Source organism: Seohaeicola nanhaiensis (genome assembly GCF_042654245.1).
Lineage (GTDB): Bacteria > Pseudomonadota > Alphaproteobacteria > Rhodobacterales > Rhodobacteraceae > Seohaeicola_A > Seohaeicola_A nanhaiensis.
Genome location: NZ_JBHSGI010000024.1, coordinates 237954 through 253539, shown reverse-complemented (window position 1 = coordinate 253539; position 15586 = coordinate 237954). Strand labels below are relative to the sequence as shown.

Here is a 15586-nt window from a genome sequence, read left to right as displayed (position 1 = left end):
TTTCAAGCCTGAAATTTCAAGCTTCAAACGCTTTTTGCCCCTTGGTCGTGAAGGAACGGACGGTGTCGAGCGCGCCGTCGAGCGCCGTGCCCTTGGGGTCGGCCAACGCGGCGGCGATCAGGCGGGCGGTCCATTGCGCGGCATCCACGCGGCCCTCGACCAGGGCCGAGCCGGCCATGACGCGGTCGAATTTCGAGAGGCCCCGGGCGTGGGTGTCGGAATAGCCCTTGATCAGGCGGCGGATCTTCAGCGTCTCAACCGCGTGGTCATAGTTCTTCGGCAGACGGGTCGTGGCGGTGTCGAGCCAGTTGACCATGTGGGCCCGTTCGGTCTTGTGGCGCAGCAGGGACCGCCGCCAGCGCCGAAGTCCGGCGACGGTGTAGAGCATGAGGAAGGACGGCACGCGGTCGGAGCGCATCCGGCGGCCACGATTCACGAGTCGGTCGAGCAGCCGCATGAGGGACGGGCGGCTCTCGACGTAAGCGCCGATACGGGCGGGCATCAGGCTGGCAAACTCTGCGGCGCCGGGATGCAGGTATTCGGTGACCTGCACCAGGGTGTTGTGTTGCGCGGAGACTTCGGTGGCGATGCGCGGCGTTCGGGCGGCGCGGGTCTTGCGGTCGGCGACGCGGGGCAGGTCGTCATAGGCCATGGCGTTGGCGAGATATTTCGCGGCGTTCACCGTGAAGGCGTAGGCATGATCCTCGCCCCCGGCGGCGCGGTCCTTGGCGGCGAGGGCGGCGAGCAGGTCGAGATATTCGCCGCCGTAGGCGATGTCCTGAAAATCCACGGCCTTGCGCAGGCCGGCGCGGGCCATGTCCTGCGCCTCGGGCGGGAGGCTGGCGATGCGGGCTTCGAGCGCCTCGTAGTCGCGGCGGAGGGTGTCGGGACCTTGCATGCGCGTTCGGGTCTCGGTCGGTTGGGGCGTTGCATCGTGCGCGCGGGTTTCTGCGGCCGTGCGGGCCAGTTCGAAGGCGGCCAGCGAGGCTTCGGCGCCGCGACCCGAGGCGCGGATGCAGTCGCGGTAGCTTTCCACGGGGAATGGCAGGGTGCCGGAGCCGGCGAGCGCGCCGAAGAGGCTGGCCGAGATCACCGTCCCGGATTTCAGGGCCATCGCCTCCATGTCGAAGGCGATGACCTCTTTCGCGGCGATGGCAGCGGCCTTGCGCACCTCGGCCGGGTCGCCGCGGCCATCGCCGGGCATCACCTTTTCGAGCGTCGCAAGGCTGCGGTGGGTGGAGGCGATCAGCGTGGTGCGGTCGGGGGTCACGAAGCCGCGCATGATGGCCCGGCCGGCCTCCATCATCTCGGCGGCGATCAGGATATCGACATCGCCCTCGGCGGGGGCTAAGGCGAAGACGGGGGGCGTTCCTGTGTCGGGCAGCATCTCGACGTAGTAGATCGTGGCACCGGTGCGTTGTGCCACCCCCGCGACCGAGGTGGCCTGAACAGCATAACCGTTGCGTTCGGCCAGAGCGACGATCCAGCCATTCAGCACACCGCCGCCCTGCCCGCCCACGGCCATCACCGCCAGCTTTACGATCTGGTCGACGCGGGTGTCGCGAGCCGCGGATTTCATCGGAGCATTCATTCAGCGGCCTCCAGACCTTCGCTCCAGATCAGCCGTCTACCCTCGCGGCGGCGTTGCAGCCACGCGATGGCCCTGGCGTTCACGCGTGCCCACCAACGTTCCAGGCCCGAAGGGTTATGCACGAGATCGGCGCGGTAAAACGACGGGCAGAGAACCGCGGCATCCGCCACCTCGCCGCAATTGCCGCAGCCGACGCAGGAGGTGTCGATATGGGCGACGGGATCGTCGCGCAGCGGGTCGTCCGGCATCTTCAGCGTCAGCGAGGGGCAGCCCGAGAGGCGCATGCAGGCGTGGTCGCCGGTGCAGATGTCCTCGTCCACGCCGAATTTTGGCTTTTCGACCCGGCGGCCTTCCTTGATCGCGGCATTCATCAGGGGGCGTTCGCGGCGCTGCTTGTTCAGCATGCACTCGGACGAGGCGACGATGACCTTGGGCCCTTCGTGGTCCGTCGTCAGCGCCTCTTTCAGCGTGTCGCGCATCTTCTTGACGTCATAGGTGCGGTCGATCTGGCGGACCCAGTTCACCCCCACCCCTTCGACCGCCTTGGTGATCGCGTGCTTGGTCGCCTTGCTCTTGTTGTCGGCGCGCGAGGACAGGATATCTTGCCCGCCGGTCGCAGCGGAGTAGTAGTTATCGACGACGATGGTCACGCCGTCCGACTTGTTGAACACAGCGTTGCCGATCGACGAGTTCAGCCCGTTGTGCCAGAAGCCGCCGTCGCCGATGATCGAGATGGGACGCTTCTCGCCGCCGCCGTCGAATGCAGCGTTCGAGGCTGGGCCGAGGCCGTAGCCCATCGTGGTGCCGCCGATCTCGAACGGGGGCATGATCGAGAATAGATGGCAGCCGATGTCACAGGAAATCTGGTGCTGGCCCATTTCCTCTTCCACAAGCTTCATCGCCGCGAAGATCGGGCGTTCGGGGCAGCCGGTGCAAAAGCCGGGCGGGCGCATCGGAACGGACTTGGTGAGATCCGGGATCGGGAGGGCTTCCTTGGGTTCATTCGGCGCTCGCCGCTCGGCGGGCAGCAAGTCCACGGCATGGCGTCGCAGGAAAGCTTCGACGCCTTCGAGCATGACGCGCCCCGTATATTCGCCGGCCATCGGCAACACGTCCTTGCCAGAGACCAGCGTCTCGCGATTACCGGCCTTGTGGAGGATCGCGCGGAACGCCTGTTCGAGATAGTCGGGCTGGCCCTCCTCGACGATCAGCACCGAGTCCTTTCCGGCGCAGAAGTCGAGAAACTCATTCTCGACAATCGGATAGGCGACGTTCATCACGTAAAGCGGCACCTGGGTGTCGCCGTGAAGGTCCGCGAGGCCGAGGCGCTGGAGCGCGCGGACGACGGCGTTGTACATGCCGCCTTGAACGACGATTCCGACCTTGCTCGCCCCGGGTCCAAAGAGTTCGTTCAGCCGGTTGGCGCGGATGTAGTCGAGCGCGGCGGGAAGGCGTTTCTCGATCTTTTCCTTTTCGTGGATGTAGGAATACGGCGGCAGGACGATGCGCTTGGTGTCGCGGCGCGGGTTGGACAGGGCGTCGCGCACGTTGAGCGGCGGGGAGACGTTGTCCTTGGCCTCGAAGGCGCCGTGGACGTGGCAGGAGCGGATGCGCATGAGCATCATGACGGGGGTGTTGGAGGCCTCGGAGAGTTCGAACCCGTGGCGCACGGCCTGGGTCAGCGAGGGCAGGTTCGGGCGCGGGTCGAGCAGCCAGATCTGCGACTTGGTGGCGTAGGAGTGGCTGCGTTCCTGCATGATCGAGGAGCCTTCGCCGTAATCCTCGCCGACGATGATCAGCGCGCCCCCCGTCACACCGCCGGAGGCGAGGTTGGCGAGCGCGTCGGAGGCGACGTTGACACCAACCGGGCCCTTGAAGGTCACCGCGCCGCGGATCGGGTAGTGGACGGAGGCGGCGAGCATGGCGGCGGCGGCGGCCTCGGAGGCATTGGCCTCGAAGCGGATGCCAAGTTCGCCCATCAGCTCTTCGGCGTCGGCGAGCACGTCCATGAGGTGGGAGATCGGCGCGCCCTGGTAGCCGCCGACATAGCCGACCCGGTTTTCCAGCAAGGCCTTGGTGATCGCCAGGATCCCCTCGCCGCGGAAGGTCTGGCCGGAGCCGATGCGCAACTGTTCGACCTCCTTCCTGAATGAGCGTTCCGCCATCTGGTCTCTCCTTCGAGGGTCGGGGTCAGAATTCGTTCCGGCGCACGTTGTGCAACATCTTCTGCAGCGTCTGGACAAAGGCCTCGCGCTCGGCCTCGGTTATGCCGTCGAACATGCGTTCGCAGCCCTGATGCACGAGCGGCCAGATATCGCCGAAACAGGCTCGGCCTTCGGCAGTGAGGTAGATTTCGCGCACGCGACCGTCCGATTCGCGTTCCTCGCGGCGGACGAGACCGGCCGCTTCGAGCGATTCGAGCGTGCGGCTCATCGTCGACTGCTCGCTGATGGCGTAGACCGAGAGTTCGTTGATCGTCAGCCCCGGCACCACGGCGAGGATTGCAAGCGTGCGCATCTTCATCGTGGTGAGGCCGCGCTTTTTCAGGGCGCGCTGGAGGTCGGCGTTGTAGCGGCCCATGGTGCGGTTCATCAGGTAGGGCACAAACCGGTTGAGGCCGATTTCGCCCAGCGTGGGGATCGCCCGGGCCGGAGGGGTCTGGTCGTCCACCGCTCAGCCCGCGACCAGGGCCAGTGCCCGGATCGGGCTGCCGGTGCCGTTGGCGATCTTGAGCGGCGCGGCGATCAGGATCGCGCCCTTCGGGGGCAGCTGGTCGAGGTTGGCGAGGCTGGCAAGGCCGAAGCAGTTGTCGCGGTGCAGCAGATTGTGGGCCGGAAAAGGCGGGGTCATGCCGCCCGCCTGCCCCGCATCTGTGCCGATGCACTGCGTGCCCCATCCGACGATCTTGCGGGAGAGCAGGTATTCGATGCAGTCAGGCGTCGGACCGGGCGAATGCGGGCCGGTGGTGTCGGCGTTCAGGAAAGCGGCTTCGCTGGTGGCGCGGGCGTCCCAGTCGGTGCGCATCACCACCCATTCACCGGCGCCGATGGCACCGTACTCGGCCTCCCAGTGGCGAACGCCTTCGGCGGTCAGCAGGAAATCGGGGTCGGCGGCGGCCTCGGCCGAGCAGTCGATCACATTGACCGGCGCAACGACGCGGGAAAGGTCCAGCGTGTCGGTGAAACCGTCGGCATAGTCCTTGCCGGTGATCCAGTGGTGCGGCGCGTCGAAATGGGTGCCCGAATGCTCGCCCAGCTTCATCCAGTTCCAGGCCCAGAACGGACCGTCCTTGTCGTATTCGCTGATCTTGTGGATCTCGATCCTGGGCGTATCGCGTGCCAGTTCGGGCGGCAGTTTCAGGATCGGGGTGTCTGGCCCCAGCGGGCCGCTCAGATCGACGACGCGGATTGCGCCGGAGAGAAGCCCGTCGCCGAGTTGAACCAGCAGTTCTGCGGTGCCCATCGCGGATTCTCCCTGTGGTGACGCAGGAAACCTAGCGAATTTATATGCAGATGCAAATAACTTCTTGCGCGCGGTTCGCGAAGCTTAACACGCATCGAACGGAATGAGAGATCGAGAGCCCCCCGACCCAGCAATCACTGTATGCAAGTGCAGATACCAGACCCGTCGGCGGAGGTCAGAACACCTTGAAGGTCATGGTCGTCAGCGACCGCTCGATGCCCGGAATGTCGAGCAGATGATCGTTGATGTATTTCCCCACATCGGCGTCGGCGGGGATGTAGAGTTTCATCAACAGATCATAGTCGCCGGATGTGGAATAAAGTTCCGAGTGGATTTCGCGCAGCGCGATGTCTTCGGCCACCTTATAGGTGGTGCCGGGCTTGCAACGGATCTGGATGAAGACGCAGGTGCTCATGTCTTTGGGGCCTCGCTTGGTCGACGCCAAGCTGGCATGGCAACGGGGTCCATGCAATCCCCCTGCGGCGGATTGAACGGCGGGCGGGTGTTGGTGAGATCCGGAGTTGACGTCCGGCCGGGGCGGCCGTGGCCGGCGGTCTATCCAGACACTTTCTTCACGAATTGAGATTTCAGGCCCATCTGCCCAATGCCCGGGATCTTGCAATCGATGTCGTGATCGCCGTCGACCAGCCGAATGTTGCGAACCTTGGTCCCGACCTTGACCACCGAGGAAGACCCCTGAACCTTGAGGTCCTTGATCACCGTGACGGTGTCGCCGTCTGTGAGGACATTCCCGACGCTGTCACGCACCTCTGGAGCTCCTTTGCCCGGCTCTTCGGGCACCCACTCGTGTCCGCATTCGGGGCAATTCAGCAGAGCATCGACCTGGTAGACGTAGGTCGAGGAACATTCGGGACATGGCGGCAATGTATCGGTCATGAGGTGCCAGTAACCTGATGACAGGATGGAGAACAGGGCAAAATCCTCTTCCCCTGAGCCTCAGGTCATCGCGCCAAGCTTGCATTGCGCGTCTTCCGCGCCGCCTCCTTCCCCTAGTAACACCGCCACATCCGAGGGAAATCCCCGCGCGCTGCCTTGGAATGGACACCGCCGCCGCCTATAAGGCCGCGCGACCATGAGGGAATGACCAATGCGCAAGGCCACGATCACGCGGAAGACCGCCGAGACCGATATCTCGGTCGAGATCAATCTCGACGGAACCGGGGTCTATGACAACAAGACCGGGGTCGGGTTCTTTGATCACATGTTGGACCAGCTGGCGCGGCATGCGCTGATTGACATGACCGTGCGGGCCACGGGGGATTTGCACATCGACGACCATCATACGGTCGAGGATACCGGTATCGCGCTGGGTCAGGCGCTGGCGCAGGCGCTTGGCGACAAGCGGGGTATCCGGCGCTATGGCGAGTGCCGGCTAGTGATGGACGACGCGCAGGTTGTCTGCGGGCTGGATCTGTCGGGACGGCCGTTCCTCGTGTGGAACGTGGACATGCCGACGGCGAAGATCGGCAGTTTCGACACCGAGCTTGTGCGCGAGTTCTTTCAGGCCCTCAGCACCCATGGCGGGATCACCCTGCATCTGGACCGTGTCCACGGGATCAACAGCCACCATATCGCCGAGGCGGCCTTCAAGGCAGTGGCGCGGGCGCTGCGCCAAGCGGTCGAGACCGACCCGCGCAAGGCCGATGCGGTGCCATCGACCAAGGGTATGCTCTGAGGGCGACCGCCGGCTTGGCACCGGCGGCGATCTCGCCTAATCCTCGGCCGAACTGCGAAAGGCACGCCCCATGCTGACCGTCATCATCGACTACGAGAGCGGCAACCTGCACTCCGCCGAGAAGGCGTTTCAGCGGATGGCGGCCGAGGCCGGCGCGGGACAGATACTGGTCACCGACCGGGCCGAGGACGTGGCGCGCGCCGACCGCATCGTGCTGCCGGGCGACGGCGCCTTTCCGGCCTGTTCGGCGGCGTTGCGGCGCTCGGGCTGTTTCGAGGCGATGGTCGAGGCGGTCGAACGGCGCGGGCGCCCGTTTCTGGGCATCTGCGTCGGGATGCAGCTGATGGCGCAGCGCGGGCACGAATACCAGACGGTCGAAGGTCTGGGCTGGATCGACGGCGAGGTCGAGCGGATCGTAACGGACGATCCCGCGCTGAAGGTGCCGCATATGGGGTGGAACGATCTGGTGATCGACAGGGCGCATCCGGTGATGGAGGGCGTTTCGACCGGAGATCACGCCTATTTCGTGCACTCCTACCAGATGCGGATGAGCGACCCGACCCAGCGGATCGCCCATGTCGGCTATGGCGGAGAGGTCACCGCCATCGTCGGGCGCGACACCATGATCGGGTTTCAGTTCCACCCCGAGAAAAGTCAGGCGGTGGGCCTGCGGCTGATCGCCAATTTCCTGCGGTGGCGGCCTTGAAGGCGCTGGTCAGTTGACCCGCGTCCAGTTCTGACCAAAGCAGATCAGCCCACCTAACACGCAGCCCTTCATCCGAAGCGTGTCGCCGTTGAGAGTGGCCTTGCCGACGTAAACCTTGTCGTTCGAGGGGCGCCAGGCCTCGCCGGAATACTGACCGTCGCCGTCGTTTTTCATGTTGCGCACGATCTGCTTGCCCAGCACCGGGCTGGCGTATTCACCCGACTCGTTGAAGCTTTTGACCGCGACGCCGCAGATCACCGCGCCGCATTGCTTCATTTCGATGTAGGAGTATTTGCCGTCATCCGGCTCGGTCTTCCAGGTGCCGAAGATCGGATCCTGGGCCAGGGCGGCGCCGGCCAAGGTCAAGGAGGCGAGAACGCCGAGAAGAAGGTATTTCATTTGGGACCTCTTTTCCGGTTCGGCGCAAGTGTCGCAGGCAGTATCGAGTCGGACAAGGGCGACGTCGGGGCGCGTTGCAATCCTGCGCAGGGCTGTGCCATATCGCGCCGATCCGACTGCGAAAGGACCTGCCGATGATCCTCTATCCCGCCATCGACCTCAAGGACGGCCAGGCCGTGCGCCTGCTGCGCGGCGAGATGGAGAAGGCGACGGTCTTCAACGACGACCCGGCGGCGCAGGCCCGCGCCTTTGCGGCGGCGGGCTGCGGCTGGATCCACCTGGTGGACCTGAACGGCGCCTTTGCCGGCGCGCCGGTGAACGCGGCGGCGGTCGAGGCGATTCTGGCGGCGGTCGAGGTGCCCTGCCAGCTGGGCGGCGGCATCCGCGACATGGCCACCATCGAGAACTGGCTTGGGCGCGGGCTGGCCCGGGTGATCCTGGGCACGGTCGCCGTGGAGAATCCGGACCTTGTGCGCGAGGCGGCCCGGGCGTTCCCGGGACAGGTCGCGGTGGGGATCGACGCCCGAAAGGGACGCGTCGCGACGCGGGGCTGGGCGGAGGAAACCGAGGTGATGGCGACCGACCTCGCCCGCAGTTTCGAGGACGCCGGAGTAGCGGCGATCATCTATACGGACATCGACCGGGACGGGGCGATGCAGGGGCCGAACATCGCGGCGACCGAGGCGCTGGCGCGCGCGGTCACAATTCCGGTGATCGCCTCGGGCGGGGTGAGCCGGATGGAGGACCTCGTCGCGCTGAAGGCGACCGGGGTAATCGCCGGGGCGATCTCGGGGCGGGCGCTGTATGATGGTGCGATCGATCTGGCGGACGCCCTGAAACTTCTGGGCTGACCGGGCGGCTTCGCGCCTGGAACCGGCGCGTACAGGGTTTAGGGCAAGGGCGCGGTGCGCCAGAGCTGGACCTTGAGGCCGCCGTGGGCGACCTGCGGGCCGGGTTCCAGAAAGGGCAGCGCGGTCGCCTTGGCCAACCCCGCGTCGGAAGTGACGATGCCGACGCGCCAGCCACGGAATCGCTCTTTCAAAACGGTGCCGAGCGCGCCGTAGAGGCCGAAGAGCTGTTTCCTCTCGCCGATCCGGGCGCCGTAGGGCGGGTTGATCATGACCAGGCCCGGCGGGCCATCGGGGCGTTCGAGCGCGCTGAGCGGCTGGCAGGCAAAGCGGCACCAAGCGGAGAGGCCGGCGCGGGCAGCATTGGCCGCGGCGCCGCGGATCGCGCCCTGATCACGATCAAAGCCGAGAAAGCGCGGCTCGGGCGTTCGATCGGGCGCGGGACGGCGGAGCGCGGCCAGGGCGGCGGGATCGAAGAGGGCGAGTTGCTCGAAGGCGAAGGTGCGACTGCGGCCGGGTTGCAGACCGGCCGCGATTTCGGCCGCTTCGAGCACGAAGGTGCCGGAGCCGCACATGGGGTCGACCACGGGCTGCGAGCCGTCGAAGCCGCATTCCGCGAGAAACATCGCCGCCATATTCTCGCGCAGGGGCGCCTTGCCAACGAACTCCTTGTGTCCTCGTTTGTGCAGCGGGTCGCCGGTGGTGTCGATGGAGAGTGTGCAGAGGTCATCGTCGATGCGGGCGAGGATACGCACCGATGCATCCTCTGCGAGTGGTGCCCCGAGCGTTTCGGTGATCGCGCGGGCGATCCGCTGGGCGGCGGCCTTGTGGTGATAGATGCGCGAGGCGCGGCAGACCGCCTCTACCTTGACCGGCACATCGGGGCGCAGGATTGCCGACCAATCGACCTTGCGCGCGCGCTTGTCGAGCTGGGCGAGGTGCATCGCGCGGAAGCTGGCGAAGCGCACCAGCACGCGGACCGCGCCGCGCAGGTCGAGATTGGCACGCATCGCCTCTGCCCAGCCGCCGCGCAGGGCGACGCCGCCCGCCTGTTCTGTCACGCCGTCGAAACCCGCCGCGCGCGCCTCGGCGGCGAGGTGTGGTTCAAGTCCGGGCGGGGCGACGAGGAATATCTCGAAATCACTGTCCATCGCGCCTCATACCCTGCCCTTCGTATGCGCGCGACCCCTTTCCCAAGCCCGAGATCCGCGCCATAAGCGGGACATGCTGAAGACCCGGATCATTACCTGCCTCGATGTCGCCGACGGCCGTGTCGTCAAGGGCGTCAATTTCGTCGACCTGCGCGATGCCGGCGACCCGGTGGAAGCCGCGCGCGCCTATGATGCGGCGGGGGCGGACGAGCTGTGCTTCCTCGACATCCACGCGACGCACGAGAACCGGGGGACGATGTTCGATCTGGTCACGCGAACTGCCGAGCAGTGCTATATCCCGCTGACCGTGGGCGGGGGCGTTCGCACGGTCGAGGATGTGCGAGACCTTCTGCTGGCCGGGGCGGACAAGGTGAGTTTCAATTCGGCGGCCGTGGCGCGACCTGAAGTGGTGGCCGAGGCGGCGGATCGTTTCGGCAGCCAATGCATCGTGGTGGCGATCGACGCCAAGACCGTGTCGCCGGGCAAATGGGAAATCTTCACCCATGGCGGACGCAAGCCGACCGGCATCGACGCGGTGGATTTCGCGCGGACGGTGGTGGACCAGGGCGCTGGGGAGATCCTGCTGACCTCGATGGACCGGGACGGCACCCGTGCCGGGTTCAATCTGCCCCTGACGCGGGCGATTGCCGATGCCGTGCATGTCCCGGTGATTGCCTCGGGCGGGGTCGGCACGCTTGACCATCTGGTCGATGGGGTGCTGGAGGGTCATGCCAGCGCGGTCCTGGCCGCCTCGATTTTCCATTTCGGCGATTTCACCATCGGGGAGGCCAAGGCCCATATGGCTGCGGCAGGCATTCCGATGAGGCTGACATGAGTGCGCTGGAGCGGCTGGCCGCCACCATCGCGGCGCGTCGCGGGGCGGATCCAAGCGAGAGCTGGACCGCCAAGCTGCTGTCGAAAGGCCCGGAGAAATGCGCCGAGAAGTTCGGTGAGGAAGCGGTCGAGGCGATCATCGAGACGGTGAAAGGCGACCGGGAGAAGCTGACCGCCGAGGCGGCGGACGTGCTTTACCACCTCCTTGTAATGCTGGCGGCGCGCGATGTTTCGCTGCACGACGTGCTGGCCGAGCTGGAGCGACGCGAGGGCACTTCAGGCATCGCCGAGAAGGCGGGGCGCCCGGGCGCCTAGAGTTTGGACGAAACCACGCCGGTGGCGAAGCCGCCCATGCGGAGTTCGCCAAAGAGACGCTGATATTCGATCTTGGGGCAGCGGTTCTGGATCACTGTAACGCCCCGTGCCTCGGCCCTGGCTGCCGCTTCGGCATGTTCGACGCCGATCTGCATCCAGATCGTCTGGAGGTCCGGGAAGGCAGCCAGCGCCTCGTCCACGATCTCGGGCACGGCTTCGGAGCGGCGGAAGATATCGACCATATCGACCGGCTCGGTGATGTCGGAGAGGCTGGCCACGATGGTCTGCCCGAAGAGAGTCTCGCCGGCGTTGACCGGATTGACCGGAATCACGCGATAGCCTTTGAGGCCCAGGTAGCGCGCCACGAAATAGCTGGGGCGCACCGGATTGGTCGAAACACCGACCACGGCGATGGTCCGCGCGCGCTTGAGGGTCCGGGTCAGCAGGTCGTCGGAATACTGTGGCATGAGTTCACCATAGCAGCCTGTCAGGAAAGAAAAAGCGCCCCTGGATGAGACCAGGGGCGCAAGGTACGGAACGAGGGACAGTAATATGAGCAACAGGCGTTCCGGCCTGCGCCTGTGATGTATTTAGGTGATGGTTTGAAAACGAAAAGGCCGGATCGCAAAACTGTGATTCGCCGCATCAACGGGCAAGAGCGGCCGGCCAGTTGGCATTGGCAAGCGCGATCTCGGCTTCGGCGTCCTTCTGCCAGCGCGCGGCGATGGCGCTGCCGTTGACAAGATACAGTCGGCCATCGCGTATGGCCCAGGTTTCCGGGGTTGAGCCGACCACCCTGCCCCGCGCCATGCCATAGGCGCAGTAGCCGCCATAGCGGGGCGCATATCCGCGGGGGTTGGCTTCGAAGAGTTCGCGATTTTGAGCGCTGGCGAAGAGCCAGATCGCGCCCTTCCACATCACGCTGTAACGCCGGTCGCCCTTTACCGCTTTGCCATCGGTGAAATAGGCGACCGTGTCATAGCCCTGGATCGCCTGGCCGTTGCTGGCATAGATCATCGGCTCGTCCGCCCGCGCCGCCAGAGGCAGCAGCAGGACAAGAGCAAGAAGGGCCAGAGGGTGGCGCAGGATCATCGGGCGGCTCCGCGGCAGTGAATGCAGAGCAGAATAGGGTGCAGATCCTTCTGCCGGAAGCCGACAAACGCCGATGTGATCCGCTGCGCGCGGCCGTGTGGACTTTGACTCACACCCCTGTGGCGCGTGCAGCGTAGAGCGCCACGGCGGCGGCGTTAGAGACGTTGAGCGAGCCGAAGTCGCCTGCGGCGTCGATCCGGACGAGTTCATCGACCGTCGCGCGGGTCTTTTCGCGCAGGCCCGGCCCCTCGGCCCCGAGCACCAGCGCGACGGGGCGGTCGCGGCGGCCTTCGAGCGCGGTTTCGATGCTTTGTGTGGCCTCGCCAGCCAGACCGAGCACAAGATAGCCGAAGGACTGCAGTTCCTCGATGGTTTCGGCCAGGTTCTTGACGCGCAGGTAGGGCTGGCGCTCGAGTGCCCCGCTGGCGGCCTTGGCAAGCGCCCCGGTCTCGGGCGCGGAATGGTGGCGGGTGCCGATCACGGCGCTGGCGCCAAAGACCTCGGCAGTGCGCAGGATGGCCCCCACGTTATGCGGGTCGGTGACCCGGTCGAGCAGCACCACGCGGGGCGTGGCGGCGCCGATGCAGACCTCTTCCAGACGGCCCCAGTCGAGCGGCCTGACCTCGAGCGCGGCGCCCTGGTGGACCGAGCCGGGGTCGATGGGGGCGCTGAAACGGCGGGCCTCCTCGATCTCGGGCTCCATTCCTGCTGCCGCGACCGCCTCGGCCAATTTGTCCAGCGCATTCTTCGTCACCAGCAGGCGCAGCTTTTCACGACGCGGGTTCAGCAGTGCATCCCGCACCGCATGGAGGCCGAAGAGCCAGACAGTTTCAGTCGCCGCAACCTTCTGCGCCTGTTCCTTCTCAATGACCCATTTGGGTTTCTTGACCATCACCGCCTCCGCCAAATCTCTCTGCAAGGCTCCGGATTTTCCTGTTGACGCCCCTCAGGCCCGCTAGTAATCACGCCTCCACTCCGGGTGCAATGCACAAGGGGTGTGGGCGACAGGCCGCAAGGTGTGGCAGGGGACTGTAACTCCCTCGCGGAGACGCACGCCTGGTTCGATTCCAGGGTCGCCCACCATCCACCCCTTCCATGCTCGGCAGATATCCCCTCAAGGGAGAGACCTCGACATTTCAGGAGGTTACCGGACATATCTGCTGTGGATTTCGCACAGAGACGTCTCTGTCGGGCCGGCTTTCGGCCGTTTCGGGCAAAAGTCTCTGTGGCCCGATTTCGCGTGAGGTCTTGGGCTATTCCCGGAGGGGTGTCAGCGGGCCGGGAATCCCAGGACGCGGCGTTGCTTGGCCCAGTTCAGGGGGAGGTCCGGGAGGTCTCTCAGCCGTTTCGCCGACAGCTCGGCGAGCTGATGTCCGGCCAGGATTGCGGTGGCAATGTCCGCCGCGAGCCAGGCGGGCGGCAGGATGCAGCTGACACTTCCGCTGCGCAGTCCCTCCCGTTCGGTGATCTCCGCAATCGAGGTAGCGCTTAACCTCGGTCGCTTCCAATCGACCTGCGCGCACAACTCCAGGACAGAGCGTCCGTGCGCGCAGCGACATTGAGATAGGCCATCTGGCGCCCTGCCCCATCTCGCGTCGAGGTCATCTTACAGAGGGGGCCGGCGGGATCAGTCCACGATCAGGATTCGGTCGAGCGCTCCTTCCGTGAGCGGCTTGCGGGGAAGGTACTCGGGGAGAAAGCGGCGCAGGTAGGTGATGGCGCAGGCGGTGCCTTCGCGCCGGTATTCCTCGGTGATCTCGCCATGACGGCCGTAGGACAGCGCCCAGATTCCGTCCATCGCCGCCGCGGAGATCTCGAGCCAATGGGCGAGGTCCGGCATCGGCTGCATGTCGAAATAGGCCTCGAACATCCGTGCCCGGCTCCGGGCGATATGGGCGTTGCCGGCGAAGTCGGCATTGCGCACGGCGACCGAGACCCCTGCCCCTAGAAACAGCCGCAGCGCGGCCGGACGGCTGTTCTGAAAGGCCGCAGCGCTGGTGTGTTTCATTGCCAGAAGTTCCTGCCAGGTTTGCGGTTCGGGATCGCGGAGCGGCAGGATCGAGCGGCGGTAGATCTCTTCGTTGAAGCGGGTTGCCAGCGCCACGTAGACGGCATTGCGGTTGGGAAAGAAGTAATAGACCGAAGCCAGGGATACTCCGGCCACCTCGGCGATCTGGGCGAGGCTGATATCCTCGTCTCCGCTGTCGGTCAGGAGCTTCTCTGTGGCGTCCAGCAGGAGGTTGTAGCGTTCGACTCCGCGGCGGCGCATCGAACGGTTCGCGCTGCCGGCTATCGCGTTTTCGTTGGTCCTACTCAAACCTTGCTCTCCGCGGACTGGGGGGCAACTTACGGTGTCAGCCCGGATGTCACAAGCGCGGCGGCTGCGGAGCGGGGCGGCGCAGGGCCGTCCCGCCCGCCTCTAAGTCACTTCAGCAGCCAGGCGTTCCAGCGCTCGCGCAGCTCGTCGCGGTGGGCACCGATCCATTCGAAATCGGGCGACACCAGTTGCTCGTAGTTGGCCGGATAGGTGGCGTAGAGCTTCTGTTCGTCTTCCGGCAACTGGCTCAGCCCGATGGTCGAGGACGTGGCATATCCGACGGCCTTGATAAAGCCCGGGTGCCCCTCCGCGTCGCCGTAGAAGAAGTCGATGAACTTCATCGCACCCTCGGGGTTGGGCGAATTCTTGAGGATGGCCAGATAGCCGGTATCGCGGATCGCTCCATCCCATGCCATGGCAAAGGGCGCACCGTCCTGGATCACCTTCAGCGCACGACCGCTGTAGGCCATGGTCATCACGACCTCGTTGTCGCGCATGATCTGCTGAACCTGGTTGCCGGTCTTCCACCACACGGCGATATGCGGGCGAATTTCCTCGAGCTTGGCATAGGCGCGATCGAGGTCGAGCGGATAAAGGTCTTCCTTGGCTACGCCGTCGGCCAGCAGCGCCACAGTGGGCAGCCACCAATCCCTGTCGCCGGTGTCAGGCAGACCGCGCGGGCCCGGGAAGGTCTCGACGTCCCAGAAGTCGGCCCAAGTCTTGGGTTCCTTGCCGGCGAACGCCTCCTTGTTGTAGCTGAGCACCATGCCGCCGGTGGTGCGGGCGACGCCCTTGGGCTGGCAGGCGCCGGGCAGCGCGTATTTCTTCACGTTCTCCAGCGTATCGCAGGGGATGTCGGCCAGCATGTCGGCCTTGCCCACTAGGTCGGGCCCGGTCGCGGTCACGATGTCGAATTCCACTGTGCCCGAGCGCACCATGCCCTCGGCCCTCGCCCATTGGTCAGGCACTTCGATGTCGAAGGGAATGACCTCGGTTCCGGTGGCTTCGGTGAAGGGCTTGTAGAAGAATTCCTCCATCGTGTTGCGCATCAGACCACCGGTTGTGGCGATGACGATCTCGTCGGCCCTTGCGGCGGTGCCGGCGACGACAACGGCAAGCGCCGTTCCCAGGGTCACTATTCGGTTCGGTGTCTTCATAGTCGGCCTCCTTGTTGA

Annotated in this window: 18 protein-coding genes and 1 tRNA gene; 6 read left to right on the top strand and 13 right to left on the bottom strand. The window is 65.5% G+C overall.

From position 1 onward, the window contains the following. Positions 1 to 16: 16 nt before the first annotated feature. From ACFO5X_RS15710 to ACFO5X_RS15685, 6 genes are all read right to left on the bottom strand, one after another. Positions 17 to 1591 carry an indolepyruvate oxidoreductase subunit beta family protein gene (locus ACFO5X_RS15710; RefSeq protein WP_380718561.1) on the bottom strand — a complete coding sequence of 525 codons (1575 nt, stop codon included), beginning with the start codon at positions 1589 to 1591 and terminating at the stop codon, positions 17 to 19. After that, entirely contained in the window at positions 1588 to 3756 is a 2169-nt protein-coding gene (locus ACFO5X_RS15705; RefSeq protein WP_380718559.1) for a thiamine pyrophosphate-dependent enzyme, read from the bottom strand. The genes ACFO5X_RS15710 and ACFO5X_RS15705 overlap by 4 nt, the downstream gene beginning before the upstream one ends. 25 nt (positions 3757 to 3781) lie before the next feature. Continuing rightward, the gene (locus tag ACFO5X_RS15700; RefSeq protein WP_380718557.1) at positions 3782 to 4261 is read right to left on the bottom strand and encodes a MarR family winged helix-turn-helix transcriptional regulator; all 480 of its coding nucleotides are present in this window, start codon (positions 4259 to 4261) and stop codon (positions 3782 to 3784) included. A 3-nt stretch (positions 4262 to 4264) separates the two neighbouring features. Further along, entirely contained in the window at positions 4265 to 5053 is a 789-nt protein-coding gene (locus ACFO5X_RS15695; RefSeq protein ID WP_380718555.1) for a cyclase family protein, read from the bottom strand. Between the two features lie 175 nt (positions 5054 to 5228). Beyond that, entirely contained in the window at positions 5229 to 5468 is a 240-nt protein-coding gene (locus ACFO5X_RS15690) for an Lrp/AsnC ligand binding domain-containing protein (RefSeq protein WP_380718553.1), read from the bottom strand. A gap of 140 nt (positions 5469 to 5608) precedes the next feature. Continuing rightward, the gene (locus tag ACFO5X_RS15685) at positions 5609 to 5950 is read right to left on the bottom strand and encodes a zinc ribbon domain-containing protein YjdM (protein ID WP_380718551.1); all 342 of its coding nucleotides are present in this window, start codon (positions 5948 to 5950) and stop codon (positions 5609 to 5611) included. A gap of 211 nt (positions 5951 to 6161) precedes the next feature. Between ACFO5X_RS15685 and hisB the strand changes: the two genes are divergently transcribed. Together hisB and hisH are read left to right on the top strand one after the other, a co-directional pair. Beyond that, complete coding sequence (gene hisB, locus ACFO5X_RS15680; RefSeq protein WP_380718549.1) at positions 6162 to 6749, top strand: imidazoleglycerol-phosphate dehydratase HisB; 588 nt, start codon at positions 6162 to 6164, stop codon at positions 6747 to 6749. Positions 6750 to 6819: 70 nt separating this feature from the next. Beyond that, the gene (hisH, locus tag ACFO5X_RS15675; RefSeq protein WP_380718547.1) at positions 6820 to 7455 is read left to right on the top strand and encodes an imidazole glycerol phosphate synthase subunit HisH; all 636 of its coding nucleotides are present in this window, start codon (positions 6820 to 6822) and stop codon (positions 7453 to 7455) included. Positions 7456 to 7464: 9 nt separating this feature from the next. On the opposite strand, the gene ACFO5X_RS15670 is transcribed toward hisH, so the two are convergent. After that, positions 7465 to 7854, bottom strand: coding sequence for a DUF2147 domain-containing protein (locus tag ACFO5X_RS15670; RefSeq protein WP_380718545.1), 390 nt, complete (start codon positions 7852 to 7854; stop codon positions 7465 to 7467). Between the two features lie 134 nt (positions 7855 to 7988). Here ACFO5X_RS15670 and hisA point away from each other — a divergent pair, with 134 nt between their 5' ends. Then, on the top strand, positions 7989 to 8705 hold the full coding sequence (hisA, locus tag ACFO5X_RS15665; protein ID WP_380718542.1) for a 1-(5-phosphoribosyl)-5-[(5-phosphoribosylamino)methylideneamino]imidazole-4-carboxamide isomerase: 717 nt from the start codon (positions 7989 to 7991) through the stop codon (positions 8703 to 8705). Positions 8706 to 8743: 38 nt separating this feature from the next. On the opposite strand, the gene ACFO5X_RS15660 is transcribed toward hisA, so the two are convergent. Beyond that, entirely contained in the window at positions 8744 to 9853 is a 1110-nt protein-coding gene (locus ACFO5X_RS15660) for a THUMP domain-containing class I SAM-dependent RNA methyltransferase (RefSeq protein WP_380718540.1), read from the bottom strand. Positions 9854 to 9926: 73 nt separating this feature from the next. Here ACFO5X_RS15660 and hisF point away from each other — a divergent pair, with 73 nt between their 5' ends. After that, positions 9927 to 10688: an imidazole glycerol phosphate synthase subunit HisF gene (gene hisF, locus ACFO5X_RS15655; RefSeq protein WP_380718538.1), complete on the top strand. Its 762-nt coding sequence runs from the start codon at positions 9927 to 9929 to the stop codon at positions 10686 to 10688. After that, positions 10685 to 11002 carry a phosphoribosyl-ATP diphosphatase gene (locus ACFO5X_RS15650; protein WP_380718536.1) on the top strand — a complete coding sequence of 106 codons (318 nt, stop codon included), beginning with the start codon at positions 10685 to 10687 and terminating at the stop codon, positions 11000 to 11002. Before hisF ends, ACFO5X_RS15650 begins: the two co-directional genes overlap by 4 nt. On the opposite strand, the gene ACFO5X_RS15645 is transcribed toward ACFO5X_RS15650, so the two are convergent. From ACFO5X_RS15645 to rlmB, 3 genes are all read right to left on the bottom strand, one after another. Then, a complete protein-coding gene (locus ACFO5X_RS15645) occupies positions 10999 to 11469 on the bottom strand; it encodes a CoA-binding protein (protein ID WP_380718534.1) in 471 nt (156 codons plus the stop codon). The genes ACFO5X_RS15650 and ACFO5X_RS15645 overlap by 4 nt on opposite strands. Positions 11470 to 11647: 178 nt before the next feature. Then, positions 11648 to 12094 (bottom strand): YHS domain-containing (seleno)protein, encoded by a 447-nt coding sequence (locus ACFO5X_RS15640; protein WP_380718532.1) that lies wholly within the window; start codon positions 12092 to 12094, stop codon positions 11648 to 11650. A gap of 109 nt (positions 12095 to 12203) precedes the next feature. Further along, positions 12204 to 12986 carry a 23S rRNA (guanosine(2251)-2'-O)-methyltransferase RlmB gene (gene rlmB / locus ACFO5X_RS15635; protein ID WP_380718530.1) on the bottom strand — a complete coding sequence of 261 codons (783 nt, stop codon included), beginning with the start codon at positions 12984 to 12986 and terminating at the stop codon, positions 12204 to 12206. 107 nt (positions 12987 to 13093) lie between these two features. Between rlmB and ACFO5X_RS15630 the strand changes: the two genes are divergently transcribed. Continuing rightward, positions 13094 to 13177, top strand: a tRNA-Tyr gene (locus tag ACFO5X_RS15630). Positions 13178 to 13721: 544 nt separating this feature from the next. On the opposite strand, the gene ACFO5X_RS15625 is transcribed toward ACFO5X_RS15630, so the two are convergent. Together ACFO5X_RS15625 and ACFO5X_RS15620 are read right to left on the bottom strand one after the other, a co-directional pair. Further along, positions 13722 to 14411 carry a TetR/AcrR family transcriptional regulator gene (locus tag ACFO5X_RS15625; RefSeq protein ID WP_380718528.1) on the bottom strand — a complete coding sequence of 230 codons (690 nt, stop codon included), beginning with the start codon at positions 14409 to 14411 and terminating at the stop codon, positions 13722 to 13724. A 107-nt stretch (positions 14412 to 14518) separates the two neighbouring features. Beyond that, positions 14519 to 15568: an extracellular solute-binding protein gene (locus tag ACFO5X_RS15620; protein ID WP_380718526.1), complete on the bottom strand. Its 1050-nt coding sequence runs from the start codon at positions 15566 to 15568 to the stop codon at positions 14519 to 14521. Positions 15569 to 15586: the final 18 nt, after the last annotated feature.